This is a genomic window from Pseudomonas sp. NPDC086581, from assembly GCF_044746165.1.
Classification (GTDB): Bacteria; Pseudomonadota; Gammaproteobacteria; order Pseudomonadales; family Pseudomonadaceae; genus Pseudomonas.
This window is the reverse complement of sequence record NZ_JBIVBR010000011.1, coordinates 106,306-120,713: the sequence shown is the minus strand read 5'-3', so window position 1 is coordinate 120,713 and position 14,408 is coordinate 106,306. Positions and strand designations below refer to the sequence as shown.

Here is a 14,408-nt window from a genome sequence, read left to right as displayed (position 1 = left end):
GACCGTCGACCGCCTGCACAAGCAACTGGGCGTGGCTGAAAACGGTTCGAGCAAATCCATCGACCGCCTGCACGCAGAGGTGAACGTGGCCGAAAACGGTTCCGAGCACACCGTCGACCAGCTGCACAGCAACATGGTCGCGGAATCCGGTGGCGATACCGTCTTCGACGCCCACCTGAAGGCGTAACGCTCCAGGCAGTACACCGCAAGGTGAGAGAAAAGCCCGGCCCCGCCGGGCTTTCTTATCACTCGGACCCCGCGAACCCCGCCATCGACGACAAGCCAGCCCTGTTTTGTAACGGCGTCTTGCCTTAAACCTCCTGAAACTCACCGAAAAACACCGCCCCAGAGCGGTTTTTGTCGCTCCATCACTGACAGCGATAGTAGAAATTAGCCGGCTAAATAATCGACATCACTGATGCTCTGTATTACGCAGCATCGTTTTTAAATCGATTTATCCGAAGGGAAAATAGCCCCGTAGCCAAAACATACCGCCCCCCTTTCGGAGCCACTGAACATGAAAACCAAGATCGCCCTCAGCCTTGCACTCACTTCCCTGATGACCGCCAGCGCCGTATTCGCCGCCCCGGCCATCCTCAACAACGGGCCGCGCAGCAACCAGCAACTCCAGCAGCAGAGCGCCGAAGCACGCGTCGCCGCCAACGGCACCGAGCGCACCATTGATCGCCTGCACCAGCAAATGAGTGAAGGCCGCGTTGCCGACAACGGTTCCGAACACACCATCGACCGCCTGCACAAGCAAATGGACGACGCCCGCGTTGCCGACAATGGCTCCGAGCGCACCATCGACCGCCTGCACAAGCAGATGGATGACGTCCGCGTAGCCGAGAACGGCTCCGAACACACCATCGACCAACTGCACAGCAACATGGTCGCCGAGTCCGGTGGTGACACCGTGTTCGATGCCCACCTGAAGCGTGTTTCCTGATCCAGACGAAATACGCCTGACAGGCGAAAGAAAAGCCCGGCATCTGCCGGGCTTTCTCATTTCTGCGCTAGCGTAATGCGATCAGTGTTTCGTCTCGCCAGTGTCTGGTCCGCCATCGGAGCGGCCAATGCTTGCCGGCGCATCCACCACCAGTTCCTCCGGCACTTCCTCGACACGCGGGTCCAGCGCGGCGGCCATCGGGCTGACGGTATCGGGCATGGCCACGTGGTGCAGCGGCGCCTCGTCGACGCGATGCACACCGGTGACGCGCTTGGGTTGCACCCAGAAGATCAGGATCAGCGCATAGGCCGACACCAGCATGTAGAACATACCCGGGCCAAAGTGACGCATCATCGCGCCAGCGAAGAGCGGCCCGATGCAGGCGCCGACGCCGTAGGTCGTCAGCAGCATCGCCGACAGCGCCACCCGGCGCGATTGCTCGACGTGGTCGTTGCCCAGCGCCACCGCCAGCGGATAGAGGGTGAACAGCAGCATGCCGGTGACGAAGCCGTTCGCCAGCAGCAGCGTATAGGGCAGCTCGATCAGTCCCCACATCGGCACCGCGGCCAGGCACAACAGCAAAGCGTTGGCACGGATCAGCCAACTGCGATTCACCCGGTCCGATAACCAGCCCAGCGGCCACTGCGCGCAGAAGCCGGCGACGATGCACATGCCGACGAAGAAACTCGACTGCGCGGTGTCCAGGCCATTGCGCGCCGCGTAAACCGGCGCCAGGCCGTAGAACGCGCCGACCATCAGGCCGGCAACGAAGATGGTACCCAGTGACTGCGGCACGCGCTTCCAGAAGAAGCCGATCTCCAGCGGCGCTGCCACCAGCTTGGCCGGGTGGACGCGACGGGTCAGCGCCAGCGGGATCAGGCACGACGAGAAGCACATGGCGACCAGCAGCAGCGGCTTGTAATCCAGCGCCGGGCTCAGCGCCAGCAGGCCCTGGCCGACAACCAGGCCGGCGTCCACCGCCACCATGTAGCCGGCGAACACCTTGCCGCGCTGGTGCCCTTCGGCCTGCTCGTTGAGCCAGCTCTCGATCACCATGTACTGGTTCATCATCACTGCGCCCATCACGAAGCGCAGGACGATCCACACTTCCAGTTGCGAGACCAGCGCATGGATCAGCACGATCACCGTCGCCATGCCAGCACAAGCGACATAGGAACGGATGTGGCCGAAGCCGGCGATCAGCTTGTGGCCGAACTTGCCGCCACAGACCAGGCCGAAATAGTAAGCCGCCATCAGGCCGCCGACCCAGAGGTCGCTGACGCCTTCCTGAGTCAGGCGCAGGCCCATGTAGGTGGTGAACAGGCCGGAGCCGGCGAGCATCAGCAGCGTGGCGGTGTAGAGCGCAGGGAACGTGACGAGCGGGCTGAACATGGCGAGTCCGGCAGGCAGAGGAGGAAGGTGGGTGTTACGGCAAGGTTAGCCGTCCGCACATCGGACAGCGGTCGTGCGGCAAAGATCACATGGTTTGCGGCAGGTGCGCATTATGGCCGTCAGCCAGCGCGCCGGCTATCGGACGCACGCCCGCCGGCAAACCGGTGAAACCCTGCGCCCGGTGGCCACTCCAATGCAGTATGTGGCCGGAGAATCATCATGCCGCTCCAGGACCTGAAACCCTTCCTGCTCTACTGCACCCTGATCAACTACGTCGTGCTGCTGGTCTGGTTCGCCGCCTTCACCCTCGCCCACGACTTCGTCTACCGCCTGCATTCGCGCTGGTTCGCCCTGCCGGTGGAAACCTTCGACGCGATTCATTACGGCGGCATGGCCGTCTACAAGATCGGCGTGCTGCTGCTCAACCTGGTGCCATTGCTGGCGCTGTGCATGCTTTCCTGAATCGTTGCGCCATTGGTGCGACACCATGACCGCTGATCGGAAAGCAACTTGTTGAAATTTATTGGAAATACTCGGGTCGTAGGGTGCACGCAGTTTTCAGGAGATCACCCACATGCACCACGCAACCCGCAGCCTGCGAAAGACTCTCGACGCCGTCGCCGCCAACAACGAGGCAACGGCTCTGGAAGTCATGCGGGCAGTCGAGCAGGTCCAGGACGACCTGCTCCGACAGAAGCTGCTCAAGGCCATCCACCACCTCAATCAGGACGCCGCCGACCTGCGTGCCCTGCGCGAGGATATCGTCTCGCCGCTGACCCGCCGCGCCTGATTCGCCTCAGGCGCTGGCTGGCAGTGCCGGCACCGTTGGCTTGCGGTATACCCAGATGCGCTTGAGCACCGTGGCGAACTGCGCCGACAGGCGGCCGCTGTTGTAGGTCTGGCCGTAGCGCGCGGCAATCGCCTGCACTTCCTTCGACAGCTGCGCATAGCGGCGCGCCGGCAGGTCCGGATAGAGGTGGTGCTCGATCTGGTGGCTGAGGTTGCCGGTGAGGATGTGGAACAGCGGGCCGCCTTCCAGGTTGCTCGACCCGCGCAGCTGGCGCAGGTACCAGTGGCCGCGCGTCTCGCCCTGCACTACTTCGGGCGGGAAGACCGCCGCCTTCTCGGTGAAGTGGCCGCAGAAGATCACGGTGAAGGTCCACAGGTTGCGCATCAGATTGGCGATAACGTTGCCCAGCAGCACCGCGCCGAACGCGCCGGTGAACAGGCCCAGCAGCGGGAACACCAGGTAATCCTTAATCCACTGGCGCCCGACCTTGGCGTTGAACTGGCGCAGCAGCGGGCGCAGTTCTTCCTTGCTCATCCGCCCCTTCACGTACTTGTCCAGGCGCAGGTGCTGCACCGCCACGGCGTACTGGAACAGCAGCGCCTGGAGGGTCACCCAGAGGGGCTGCCAGCGGTAGAACGGCTTCCACTTCTGCTCAGGAAACAGTCGCACCACGCCATAGCCGACGTCGTCGTCCATGCCCAGCACGTTGGTGTAGGTGTGGTGCACGTGGTTGTGCGTGTGCCGCCAGAAGTCCGAGGGGCCGACAATGTCCCACTCGTAGCTGCGCCCGGAAAACTCCGGATCGTTCATCCAGTCGTACTGGCCATGCATGACATTGTGGCCCAGCTCCATGTTCTCCAGGATCTTGCCCAGCCCAAGCAGGAAGGTGCCCAGCAGCCAGGTCGGCGGGAACCAGCCGGCCATCAGCAGCACGCGGCCGCTCCAGCAACAGAAGCGCACCGCCGCGCGGATGCGGCGGATGTAGCGGGCGTCTTTCTCGCCCAGGTCATGCAGGGTGCGCTGGCGCAGGGCGTCCAGCTCGGCACCGAAAGCCGCCAGTTCGGCGGCGCTGAGGTCGCGATCTTCGCGCATGGACATTCTCCTGAAGATCAGAGATCGACGGTCAAGTCGCCCTGGGGCGCGCTGACGCAGATACGGATGGGCTGGCCCGGTTCGCTGAACAGCTCGCCGCTGCGCAGGTCGCGCACGCAGCCACTGACCAGCGTGCAGGTGCAACGGGTGCAGACGCCCTGGCGGCAGCCGTGCACTGGGCGCAGTCCATTGGCTTCGGCCTGCTCCAGCAGACTGCGGCGGCTGTCACCGGCCACCTGAAGCGCGCTACGAGCGAAGCGCAGACTCACGGCCTTTGCAGGCTCGCGGTCGTCCCAGATCGGCGGACTGAAGCTTTCCACCTGCAGGCTGCGGCTGCTCGCGCCCAGTGCCTCGCGCACGGTTTCGACGAAACCACCGGGGCCGCAGGCGAGCACATGGCGGCCCTCCAGGTGGGCCACGTGATCGCGCTGGAAGCGTCCGGACAACTCGCCGCCCAGCGCGGCATCGCCGCTCAGCGCCCAGCGCAGTTCGAGATTCGGGTATTGCCGCGCCAGCGCCTGAAGCCCGTCGACGAAGGCCTTCTGGCCGTGCTGGCGGATGTAGTGCAGCAGTGTCACCGGGCCGCTGTAGCCGCGCGCCAGCGCCTCGCGCAGCAGGCCGAGCAAGGGCGTCAGGCCACTGCCCGCGGCCAGCAGCAGAACGCCCTGCTCGTCAGTCGGCCAGCTCAGGTCGCCGTCGGGCTCGCCCAACTCCAGCACGTCACCGACGCACAACTGCTGCAACAGGAAGGTAGATATGCGCCCGCCCGGCTGAAGCTTCACGGCGAACTCCAGGCAGCCGTCCTCAGCGACGCGGGTCAGGCTGTAGCTGCGGCTGTGGCGCACACCGTCGCGCTCGACGAACAGCTGCAGGTGCTGGCCAGGCTGCGCGCCGTGCCAGTGCGCGTTGGGGCGCAGGCGCAGTTCGAGCATGTCGTCGGCTACCCACTGCCGCGCCTCGACCCGCGCAAACACGCGGCGCAGCGACCAGCCACGGTTGCCGGCGCGCAGTACGGCATCGACATCCGACTCGCGCAGCCACTGACCGCGCACCAGGGCGCGCAGCGGTGACAACAGCGGCGAGATGTAGCGCAGGCCGGCAAAGGGAAGCAGGGACATGGACACGCACCGAACAGTAAACATATGTTCACTTAAAATCTCATGGGCAGGAGTTTTCAGTCAACATTCGTTCACTATTTGCCGTAGGAACTTCCCCCGCGCCGACCGGCTTTTGCTAGAGTGCCTGCGCCTTTGCCCTGGATAGCACTGCCGTATGGCCACTCCCCGCGCCGAACAGAAACAACAGACCCGCCTGGCCCTGATGGAGGCCGCGCGCAGCCTGATGGACAGCGGCCGCGGTTTCGGCAGCCTGAGCCTGCGGGAAGTGGCGAAGACGGCAGGCATAGTTCCGGCGGGTTTCTACCGGCACTTCGCCGACATGGACCAACTCGGCCTTGCCCTGGTCGCCGACGTTGACGAGACCTTCCGCGAGACCCTGCGCGTGGTGCGTCGCAACGAGTTCGAGCTGGGCGGCGTGATCGAGGCCTCGGTGCGCATCTTCCTCGACGCCGTCACCGCCAACCGCACCCAGTTCCTCTTCCTCGCCCGCGAGCAATACGGCGGCTCGCACCCGATCCGCCAGGCAGTCGGCGAGTTGCGCCAACGCATCACCGACGACCTTGCCGCAGACCTTGTGTTGCTCAACAAGCTGCCACACCTCACCGCCCAGGACATCGACGTGATCGCCGACCTGGTGGTGAAGACCGTCTTCGCCACCCTCCCCGAGCTGATCGACCCGCCGGCCGACAGCCTGCCGACGCACCTGTCGCCTCAGGCCAAGATAACCCAGCAACTGCGCTTCATCATGATCGGCGCCAAGCACTGGACCGGGATCGGCTCGCGCCCCTGACGGCGCCTTACAAAGCGTAGGGCGCATAACGCCCTAGGCATTATCCGCCGAAATGGCGAATAACCCGTTCCGGGTTATGCGCCCTACGCAATGAAGCGCCCCACCTTGGTGCGCACCGTTTTCGTGCGCACCATCCTTGCGCGCACGCACCATTGCTGACCGTTCGGACAAGGGCTGCAGCCCGCGCCAGCACTGACGCGCCCCCGCACTGGCAAGCCCCTTGCTGTAGCACCGTCAATGCTACTGCCGGACGCTGCCATGCTGGTCATCCACCAACGAATCGAACCCCGCGAACACTGGGACGCCGAGCTGCGCCTGAATTTCGAGGCACGCAGCAAGAGCCGCCTGCGCTGCTTCACCAGCACCGGTGAAGACGTCGGCCTTTTCCTCGAACGCGGCCAGTCGCCGCTCATCGATGGTGAATGCCTGCTCGCCAACGACGGACGCATCGTGCGCGTCTGCGCTGCGCCGGAAAAGCTGCTCCACGTCACCTGCGCCAGCGCCCGCGAACTGAATCGGGCGGCCTACCATCTGGGCAATCGTCACGTCGCCCTGCAGGTCGGTGACGGCTGGCTGCGGCTGCTCGACGACTACGTGCTCAAGGCCATGCTCGACCAGCTCGGCGCCACGGTGGAGGCCATCGAAGCGCCCTTCCAGCCGGAGCACGGCGCCTACGGCGGCGGCCATCACCACTCGCACCACGGCGAAGAGGAATTCAACTACGCGCCGAAACTGCACCAGTTCGGAGTGCGCCGGTGAGCGCCATCTGGTCACTGCTGCGCCTGGCCAGCCCACAGCTTCCCATCGGCGGCTACAGCTATTCCCAGGGCCTGGAGAGCGCCATCGACCAGCGCCAGGTGAAGGATGCCGACGGCGCCCGCACCTGGCTCGCCGATCAGTTGCACCTGAACCTCGCTCGCTTCGAGGGCCCGCTGCTGGCCGAGCTGCTGCGTGCCGCACAGAACGCTGACTGGGACGCCCTGCGCGACGCTGCCGAGCGTCATCGCGCCAGCCGCGAAACCCGTGAGCTGGGCCTGGAGAACCGGCAGATGGGGTTCTCCCTCGGCCAGTTGCTCGAAGCCCTGCCCGAGCTGGACGAGCCCGCCCGCCAGTGGCTCGCCGAGCAACACGAACCCTCCTTCGCCGCCGCCTGGGCGCTGGCCGCCCGCGCCTGGGGGCTCTCCCCGGAGCAGGCACTCGGCGCCTGGCTGTGGAGCTGGCTGGAGAACCAGCTGGCGGTGCTGATGAAGACCCTGCCGCTGGGCCAGATGGCTGCGCAGAAGCTCACCTCGCAACTGCTCCCCGACCTCGACGCCGCCTGCCGGGCCGCGCTGGAAAACGATCCCCACGGCGGCGCGCCCTTCGGGCTCGCGCTGGCCTGCATGACCCACGAAACCCAATACAGCCGTCTGTTCCGCTCCTAGGAGAACTGCCATGAACTCTCAACCTCTTCGCGTCGGCATCGGCGGCCCGGTGGGCTCCGGCAAGACCGCCCTGACCCTGGCGCTGTGCCGCGCCCTGCGCCAGCGCTACAACATCGCCGTGATTACCAACGACATCTATACCCAGGAGGACGCGCAGTTCCTGGTACGCAACGAGGCGCTGGAGCCAGAGCGGATCATCGGCGTGGAAACCGGCGGCTGCCCGCACACGGCGATCCGCGAGGACGCCTCGATCAACCTCGAAGCCGTGGACCAGCTCAACCGCCGCTTTCCTGGCCTCGACCTGATCCTGGTGGAGTCCGGGGGCGACAATCTCTCGGCCACCTTCAGCCCCGAGCTATCGGACCTGACCCTCTACGTGATCGACGTGTCCGCCGGCGACAAGATTCCGCGCAAGGGCGGGCCGGGCATCTGCAAGTCCGACCTGCTGGTGATCAACAAGATCGACCTTGCCCCGCTGGTGGGCGCCTCGCTGGAAGTGATGGACCAGGACGCCACGCGCATGCGCGGCGACAAGCCCTTCGTCTTCAGCAACCAGAAGACCGGCCAGGGCCTGACCGAGATCATCACCTTCATCGAGCGCCAGGGCCTGCTGACCGCAGCCTGATGTGTTCTTCGCGGCCGCGGACGCCGGCCGACCCACGACAATCACCAGGGAGTTTTCCATGCAACTGCGCAAAGCCATCTACAGCCTGGCGCTGTTCCTCACCCCGGCCGTGGCCTTCGCCCACCCGGGCCACGGCGACCACGGCCTGATCGCCGGCATCGCCCACCCCGTCACCGGCCTCGACCACCTGCTGGCGATGTTCGCCGTAGGACTTTGGGCCGCGCAGCAGAAAGGCGCCGCGCGGCTGGCGCTGCCGTGCACCTTCGTCGTGACCATGCTGATCGGCGGGCTGCTGGGCTTCGAGGGGCTGGAGATACCGTTCATGGAGACCGGCATTGCCGCTTCCGTGCTGGCGCTGGGGCTGTGCGTTGCACTGGCGGTGCGCCCGCCGCTGTTTCTCGCAATGGGCGCGACCGCACTGTTCGCCCTGGCCCATGGCGTGGCCCACGGCCTGGAACTGCCGGACCTGAGCAGCCCGTGGCTGTATGCCACCGGCTTCGTCGGCGCAACCGCCGCACTGCATGCAGCGGGTTACGGGATCGTTCGCCTGCTACCGCAGGCGGCGGCGCCGCTGGTGCGCTTCGCCGGCCTGGCTTCGGCAGGCGCCGGCGCCTGGTTGCTCGCGGGCTGACCTGCTCACTTCTACAAGATCAACAGCCCTCACCCTAACCCTCTCCCGCAAACGGGGGAGGGGCTCGTTCGGCGCGAGTTGAAGCCTCGGCGTCAGCCGGTACGGACGGCTCCTCTCCCAGAGGGAGAGAAGTCAGTTTGGTGCAGGATGAAGCCTCGATGTCAGCCGGCTCGGACCGCCCCTCTCCCTCTGGGAGAGGGCTGGGGTGAGGGAAAAGTCCCGGCACGCCCCCCGGAGTTACGACGGTTAGCCCACCGCACATCACCCCTTGCGATGCACCGCAAACCCTGCCCACGCCTGGCTCACCGGCATGATCTCCAGGGTGTTGATGTTGATGTGCGGCGGCTGGTTCAGGATCCAGTGGATGGTCTCGGCGATGTCGGCGGATTGGATCGGCTCAGCGCCGGCGTAGGTCTTGTCGTACTTCGCCTGGTCACCGCCGAAGCGTACCAGGGAGAACTCGCTCTCGCACATGCCCGGCTCAAGGTTGGTAACGCGTACGCCAGTGCCCTGCAGATCGCAGCGCAGGTTCAGCGAGAACTGTTCGACGAAGGCCTTGGTCGCGCCATACACGTGGCCGCCAGGATAGGGCCAGTGACCAGCCACCGAACCCAGGTTGAGGATGCTTGCGCCCGGGCCGTGGGCGATCAGGCGCGGCAGCAGCAGGCGGGTGGCGTACATCAGACCCTTGATGTTGGTGTCCACCATGGTGTCCCAGTCATCCAGCTCGCAGTTCTGCGCAGGGTCGGTCCCCAGGGCGAGGCCGGCGTTGTTGATCAGGCCACGCAGCTTGGCGAACTTCTCCGGCAGGCCGTCCACGGCGGCGGTCATCGCCGCACGGTCGCGCACGTCCAGCACCAGCGGCAGCACATCGGTCTCCTCGGAAAGCTCCTGGGCCAATGCGTTCAGGCGTTCCTCGCGGCGCCCGGTGATCACCAGCGACCAGCCGTCACGGGCGAAACGCCGCGCACAGGCTTCGCCGAAACCGGAGGTGGCACCGGTAATGAACAGAGTGGGTGTGGTCATCACTGAAATCCTCATGCTGGGCACTGCCGTCGCCGATACATGCCGGGGACTGGTGCGGTGCGCGTTCTTGTCGGTCGGCCGAGCATAACAGCCCGAACCCGCCGCGTTGCGTTACAGCCATGCTGGATAAAACCCGCACAGCCGCTTGAAAGCCCCATGGCTACGGGTCTGGCGCGAGTTGCACCCACCTTGTCCACAGGCTGCTCCACGGTTTCTGTGGGCAAGCAGAACCGCGGTTACCCCTGGACGATTTTCGAGCGCCCCGCCGCAAGCCCCGCCACCGCTGCGCTGGAGAAGTTCTTCCCAAGGTTATCCACAGATATTTCAACGGCTGGCGGGGACAACTATCGGAGGCGCGGAACTTTTCCGCGAAGCCGTAACTGTCCATCCATACAGGGGTTGCGGGGCGATCGAACAGAAATCGACCGCCTCGGGCGGCGCCTGCGACCATGGGGCCTGGCGAGGTTCTCCCAGACGTTATCCACAGTCCGACCCACAGATTTTCTGGATTAATTAACGGAAAGCAGCAGGCGCGCGGCGATCAGGTCTTCCAGTGCATATCCCACGGACTTGAACAGGGTGATCTCGCTGTCGTCCTTGCGTGCACCGCGACCGTTCAGGAGATCGGCCAGTTGGCAATCGATCGCGCGCTCATCGATCACGCCTTCATCCATGGGAATCAGCAGGTCGCCCGCCTCTTCCAGCGCACCCTCGCGGGTATCGACCACGATGCGCGCACGGCGCACGGCTTCGCTGTCGGTCTCGCGCATGCTCGGCAGAAAGGCGCCGACCAGGTCGAGGTGGCAGCCCGAGCGCAGCCAGGCACCATGGACGATGGGTTCGCGCGAGGTGGTGACACAGCTGATGCAGTCCGCTGCCGCCACGCCGCCGCGCAGATCGACGCAGGCATGGACGGGATAGCCTTCGTCCTGCAACTGCTTCACCAGCGCATGCACCTTGTCTTCCTGGCGCCCCCAGAGTGCGATGTCCTCGTATTCGCGCACCGAGCAGTGGGCGCGGACCATGTGCGGCGCCAGGGTGCCGCTGCCGACCACTAGCAGCCGGCGCGCATCGCGGCGCACCAGGTAATCGGCGGCCAGCGCGGAGGTGCAGGCGGTGCGCCGGGCAGTCATTTCCGAGGCTTCGAGCATTGCCAACGGACGGCCGGTTTCGCCGTCGAACAGGCAGAACAGGGCGGCCACCGCCGGCAGGTTCTTCGCGCCGTTGTCGGGGAACACGGTAACCAGCTTCACGCCGATATCCTGCCCTGGCCGCCACACCGGCATGGTCAGCAGCGAGGCGTTGCCGGGCAGTTCATGGCAGCCGCGCACGGGTGCCTGACAGTCGCCCGCCAGGCCGATGCGCAGGGCTTCGATCAGTTGGGGATAACTCAGGCGTTCGGCGACGTCGGCGTTGGTGAGGAAGCGGAGGTCTTGCATGGAAACCCCTCTTGAAGAGAACGCTGGGTAGTCCGCTCCCAAGATCAGGAGCCCCTCACCCTAACCCTCTCCCGCAAGCGGGAGAGGGGACCATTCGGAGCAGGATGAAACTATGGCGTCAGCCGGCACGATCTGCCCCCTCTCCCTCCGGAGCGGGGCGCGCAGCCAGGGTTGGGGTGAGGGCAGGACGCGGCACCGGTTTTCCATAGAACGACAAATACCGCTACGTAAGGTGATGGGTCAGTGCCCGCCCAGATACGCGTTGCGAACCTCCTGGTTACCCAGCAGCTCCGCCCCGGTACCACTCAGGCGGATCTCGCCGTTGACCATCACGTAGCCACGGTCGGAGAGCTTCAGCGCGTGGTTGGCGTTTTGCTCCACGAGGAACAGCGTCATCCCGCTCTGCGCCAGCTCGCGCAGGGTCTGGAAGATCTGCTTGACCACAATGGGTGCCAGGCCCAGCGAGGGTTCGTCGAGCAGCAGCAGCTTGGGCCGGCTCATCAGCGCGCGAGCGATGGCGAGCATCTGCTGCTCACCGCCGGACATGGTCATGGCGCGCTGGTTGCGCCGCTCCTTCAGGCGCGGGAAGAGGTCGAACATGCGCTGCATGTCCTCCTGGGCGTGCTCCATGCCGACGGGAATGGTGCCCATCAGCAGGTTCTCTTCCACCGTCATGTCAGGGAACACCCGGCGTCCTTCCGGCGACTGCGCGATGCCGTTGGAGGCCACGTAGTGCGCGGACTTGTGGCGGATGTCCTGGCCCTTGTAGAGAATTGCGCCACCAGCCGCGCGGGGCTGGCCGAAGATCGACATCAGCAGCGTCGACTTGCCGGCGCCGTTGGCGCCGATCAGCGCCACGGTTTCCCCTTCGTTGACGGTCAGCGAGACTTTCTTCAGCGCCTGGATCGGCCCGTAGAACACATCGACCTCACGGAATTCCAACATCGGCGCCGTCATGCCAGCTCCTCTTCGTCTGCGCCGAGATAGGCGGCGATCACTTTCTCGTTGTGGCGGATTTCGTCCGGCGCGCCACGGGCAATCACCACGCCGTGGTCGAGCACAATGATGTGGTCGGAGATGTTCATCACCATGCCCATGTCGTGTTCGATCAGCAGCACGGTGATGCCGTGGTGGTCGCGCAGGTAGCGCACGATGCGCGCCAGCGCCTGGGTTTCGGCCGGGTTGAGGCCGGCGGCAGGTTCGTCGAGGCAGATCAGCTCGGGCCGGGTGCACATGGCGCGGGCGATCTCCAGGCGGCGCTGCTGCCCGTAAGACATCTCGCCGGCCAGGCGGTTGGCGCAGTCCACCAGGTCCACCACTTCCAGCCAGTAGAAGGCGTGGTCCAGCGCCTCGCTTTCCGCACGGCGGTAGCCGGGGGTGTTGAGCACGCCGGCGATGAGGTTGCGGTTGACGAACATGTGCTGGGCCACCAGCAGGTTCTCCACTACCGACATCTCGCGGAACAGCCGGATGTTCTGGAAGGTGCGCGCAAGGCCCGCGCGGTTCACCAGGTGGGTGCCGCCGAACATCTTGTAGTAGAGGCGGTTGCCGAACTGCGCCGGGTTGACGAAGTCGCCGCCCTGGAACGGCTGGCCGAGCACCTTGATGACATCGGTGGTGCCACCCTGGGTGTTGAGCAGGATGTTGCCGCCGGTGGCCTTGTAGAAGCCGGTGAGGCAGTTGAACACCGTCGTCTTGCCGGCGCCGTTGGGGCCGATCAGCGCGGTGATGGAACCGCGCTCCACGTCGAGGTTGACGTCATTGAGCGCCTTGATGCCGCCGAAGTGCATCATCAGGTGCTCGACGCTGAGGATCTTGTCACCGCTCATGGCGCCACCCCCTTGCGGACGGCGAAGCCCGAGCGGCTGATGCGGATCAGCCCGCGCGGGCGCCAGATCATCATCAGCACCATGAGGATGCCGAACAGCAGCACGCGGTAGTCGGCGAAGCTGCGCAGCAGTTCCGGCGCGACGGTGAGGACGAAGGCGGCGATCACCACGCCCACCGTCGAACCCATGCCGCCCAGCACCACGATGGCGAGGATCAGCGCGGACTCGAAGAAGGTGAAGGACGACGGGTTGACGAAGCCCTGGTAGCTGGCGAAGAACACGCCGGCGAGGCCCGCGGTAGAGGCGCCGAGCATGAACGCGGAGAGTTTCACCAACACATGGTTCAGGCCCATGGCGCGGCAGGCGATCTCGTCCTCGCGCAGCGCTTCCCAGGCGCGGCCCACCGGCATGCGAGTCAACCGGTGCTTGATGTAGAGCACCAGCAGCACCACCAGGAAGAGCACCACGTAGATGAACAGGAACTTGAAGTTCTGGTTGTAATCGATGCCGAGGAATTCATGGATCGGCGTACCGCCATCCTTCGCCCGGCGGCCGAACTCGAGGCCGAAGAAGGTCGGCGACGGCACCGGCATGCCATTAGGGCCGCCGGTGAAGGACAACCAGTTGTTGAGGATCAGGCGGATGATCTCGCCGAAGCCGAGGGTCACGATGGCCAGGTAGTCACCGTGCATTCGTAGCACCGGGAAGCCCAGTAGCGCCCCCGCCAGCGCGGCGACGATGGCCGCCAGCGGCAGCACCGTCCAGAAGCCCAGCCCCAGATACTGGTAGCCCAGAGCAAGGCCGTAGGCGCCGATGGCGTAGAAGGCCACGTAGCCGAGGTCGAGCAGGCCGGCGAGGCCGACCACGATATTCAACCCCAGGCCCAGCAGCACGTAGATCAGCCCGAGGATGATCACGGTGAGCAGGTACTTGCTGGCGAAGAACGGGAAGATCACCGCAGCGACTATCACCAGCGGGACTATCCAGCGCAGCCGCGTCTTGTAGCCCGGCGGCAGGACGCTGATGCCCGAGTCGGAGGTCTCGAAGCGGTCCATCACGCGGGAGCCGGCGGGGGTCTGCAGGAACAGGCTGAGGAGAAGCCGGCCGAGCATCACCGCGCCGATCATCCAGGCGAGGCGGACTGGTTCGACCTTGAAGCTGTAGCCATCGAGCACGATGCCGACGATGGGGCCGAATACGATCAGGGCGATAAGCCCGGCGAGCACGGTGTCGACGAGGCTCTTCTTGATATCGATGCGCGCCGCTTTCGGCGCGGCTGAAGTCTGGGTTGCGGACATCATGC

At 65.3% G+C, this 14,408-nt stretch carries 16 protein-coding genes and 1 pseudogene; 9 read left to right on the top strand and 8 right to left on the bottom strand.

What is annotated here, in order from left to right:
• Together ACIPK7_RS21945 and ACIPK7_RS21940 are read left to right on the top strand one after the other, a co-directional pair.
• Positions 1-187, top strand: a pseudogene (locus tag ACIPK7_RS21945) (hypothetical protein); the annotation flags it as partial.
• Positions 188-517: 330 nt separating this feature from the next.
• Positions 518-949, top strand: a complete 432-nt coding sequence (locus ACIPK7_RS21940; protein ID WP_401090152.1) for a phage infection protein — start codon at positions 518-520, stop codon at positions 947-949.
• Between the two features lie 81 nt (positions 950-1,030).
• Here the strand turns inward: ACIPK7_RS21940 and ACIPK7_RS21935 are convergent, their stop codons facing one another.
• The gene (locus tag ACIPK7_RS21935; protein WP_401090150.1) at positions 1,031-2,341 is read right to left on the bottom strand and encodes an MFS transporter; all 1,311 of its coding nucleotides are present in this window, start codon (positions 2,339-2,341) and stop codon (positions 1,031-1,033) included.
• A gap of 219 nt (positions 2,342-2,560) precedes the next feature.
• Between ACIPK7_RS21935 and ACIPK7_RS21930 the strand changes: the two genes are divergently transcribed.
• On the top strand, positions 2,561-2,803 hold the full coding sequence (locus tag ACIPK7_RS21930; protein WP_401090148.1) for a DUF6868 family protein: 243 nt from the start codon (positions 2,561-2,563) through the stop codon (positions 2,801-2,803).
• A 112-nt stretch (positions 2,804-2,915) separates the two neighbouring features.
• Positions 2,916-3,131 (top strand): hypothetical protein, encoded by a 216-nt coding sequence (locus ACIPK7_RS21925; protein WP_192434200.1) that lies wholly within the window; start codon positions 2,916-2,918, stop codon positions 3,129-3,131.
• Between the two features lie 6 nt (positions 3,132-3,137).
• On the opposite strand, the gene ACIPK7_RS21920 is transcribed toward ACIPK7_RS21925, so the two are convergent.
• Entirely contained in the window at positions 3,138-4,229 is a 1,092-nt protein-coding gene (locus tag ACIPK7_RS21920; RefSeq protein ID WP_401090146.1) for a fatty acid desaturase family protein, read from the bottom strand.
• Between the two features lie 11 nt (positions 4,230-4,240).
• Positions 4,241-5,341 (bottom strand): flavin reductase family protein, encoded by a 1,101-nt coding sequence (locus ACIPK7_RS21915; RefSeq protein WP_401090145.1) that lies wholly within the window; start codon positions 5,339-5,341, stop codon positions 4,241-4,243.
• A 154-nt stretch (positions 5,342-5,495) separates the two neighbouring features.
• Here ACIPK7_RS21915 and ACIPK7_RS21910 point away from each other — a divergent pair, with 154 nt between their 5' ends.
• The 5 genes from ACIPK7_RS21910 (at position 5,496) to ACIPK7_RS21890 (ending at position 8,811) form a co-directional block, all read left to right on the top strand.
• Complete coding sequence (locus tag ACIPK7_RS21910; protein ID WP_401090143.1) at positions 5,496-6,131, top strand: TetR family transcriptional regulator; 636 nt, start codon at positions 5,496-5,498, stop codon at positions 6,129-6,131.
• A 258-nt stretch (positions 6,132-6,389) separates the two neighbouring features.
• Entirely contained in the window at positions 6,390-6,890 is a 501-nt protein-coding gene (ureE, locus tag ACIPK7_RS21905; protein ID WP_401090141.1) for an urease accessory protein UreE, read from the top strand.
• Entirely contained in the window at positions 6,887-7,555 is a 669-nt protein-coding gene (locus ACIPK7_RS21900; protein ID WP_192434191.1) for an urease accessory protein UreF, read from the top strand. The genes ureE and ACIPK7_RS21900 overlap by 4 nt, the downstream gene beginning before the upstream one ends.
• Before the next feature lie 10 nt (positions 7,556-7,565).
• Entirely contained in the window at positions 7,566-8,180 is a 615-nt protein-coding gene (ureG, locus tag ACIPK7_RS21895; protein ID WP_401090139.1) for an urease accessory protein UreG, read from the top strand.
• A gap of 58 nt (positions 8,181-8,238) precedes the next feature.
• Positions 8,239-8,811, top strand: coding sequence for a HupE/UreJ family protein (locus ACIPK7_RS21890; RefSeq protein WP_401090137.1), 573 nt, complete (start codon positions 8,239-8,241; stop codon positions 8,809-8,811).
• Between the two features lie 261 nt (positions 8,812-9,072).
• Here ACIPK7_RS21890 and ACIPK7_RS21885 read toward each other — a convergent pair whose 3' ends face one another.
• The 5 genes from ACIPK7_RS21885 to livM form a co-directional block, all read right to left on the bottom strand.
• The gene (locus ACIPK7_RS21885) at positions 9,073-9,837 is read right to left on the bottom strand and encodes an SDR family oxidoreductase (protein ID WP_401090135.1); all 765 of its coding nucleotides are present in this window, start codon (positions 9,835-9,837) and stop codon (positions 9,073-9,075) included.
• 509 nt (positions 9,838-10,346) lie between these two features.
• Positions 10,347-11,276, bottom strand: a complete 930-nt coding sequence (locus tag ACIPK7_RS21880; RefSeq protein ID WP_401090133.1) for an ornithine cyclodeaminase family protein — start codon at positions 11,274-11,276, stop codon at positions 10,347-10,349.
• A 240-nt stretch (positions 11,277-11,516) separates the two neighbouring features.
• Positions 11,517-12,233, bottom strand: a complete 717-nt coding sequence (locus ACIPK7_RS21875) for an ABC transporter ATP-binding protein (RefSeq protein WP_138214070.1) — start codon at positions 12,231-12,233, stop codon at positions 11,517-11,519.
• Entirely contained in the window at positions 12,230-13,105 is an 876-nt protein-coding gene (locus tag ACIPK7_RS21870) for an ABC transporter ATP-binding protein (protein ID WP_138524199.1), read from the bottom strand. The genes ACIPK7_RS21875 and ACIPK7_RS21870 overlap by 4 nt, the downstream gene beginning before the upstream one ends.
• Complete coding sequence (gene livM / locus ACIPK7_RS21865; RefSeq protein WP_401090131.1) at positions 13,102-14,406, bottom strand: high-affinity branched-chain amino acid ABC transporter permease LivM; 1,305 nt, start codon at positions 14,404-14,406, stop codon at positions 13,102-13,104. The genes ACIPK7_RS21870 and livM overlap by 4 nt, the downstream gene beginning before the upstream one ends.
• Positions 14,407-14,408 lie beyond the last annotated feature (2 nt).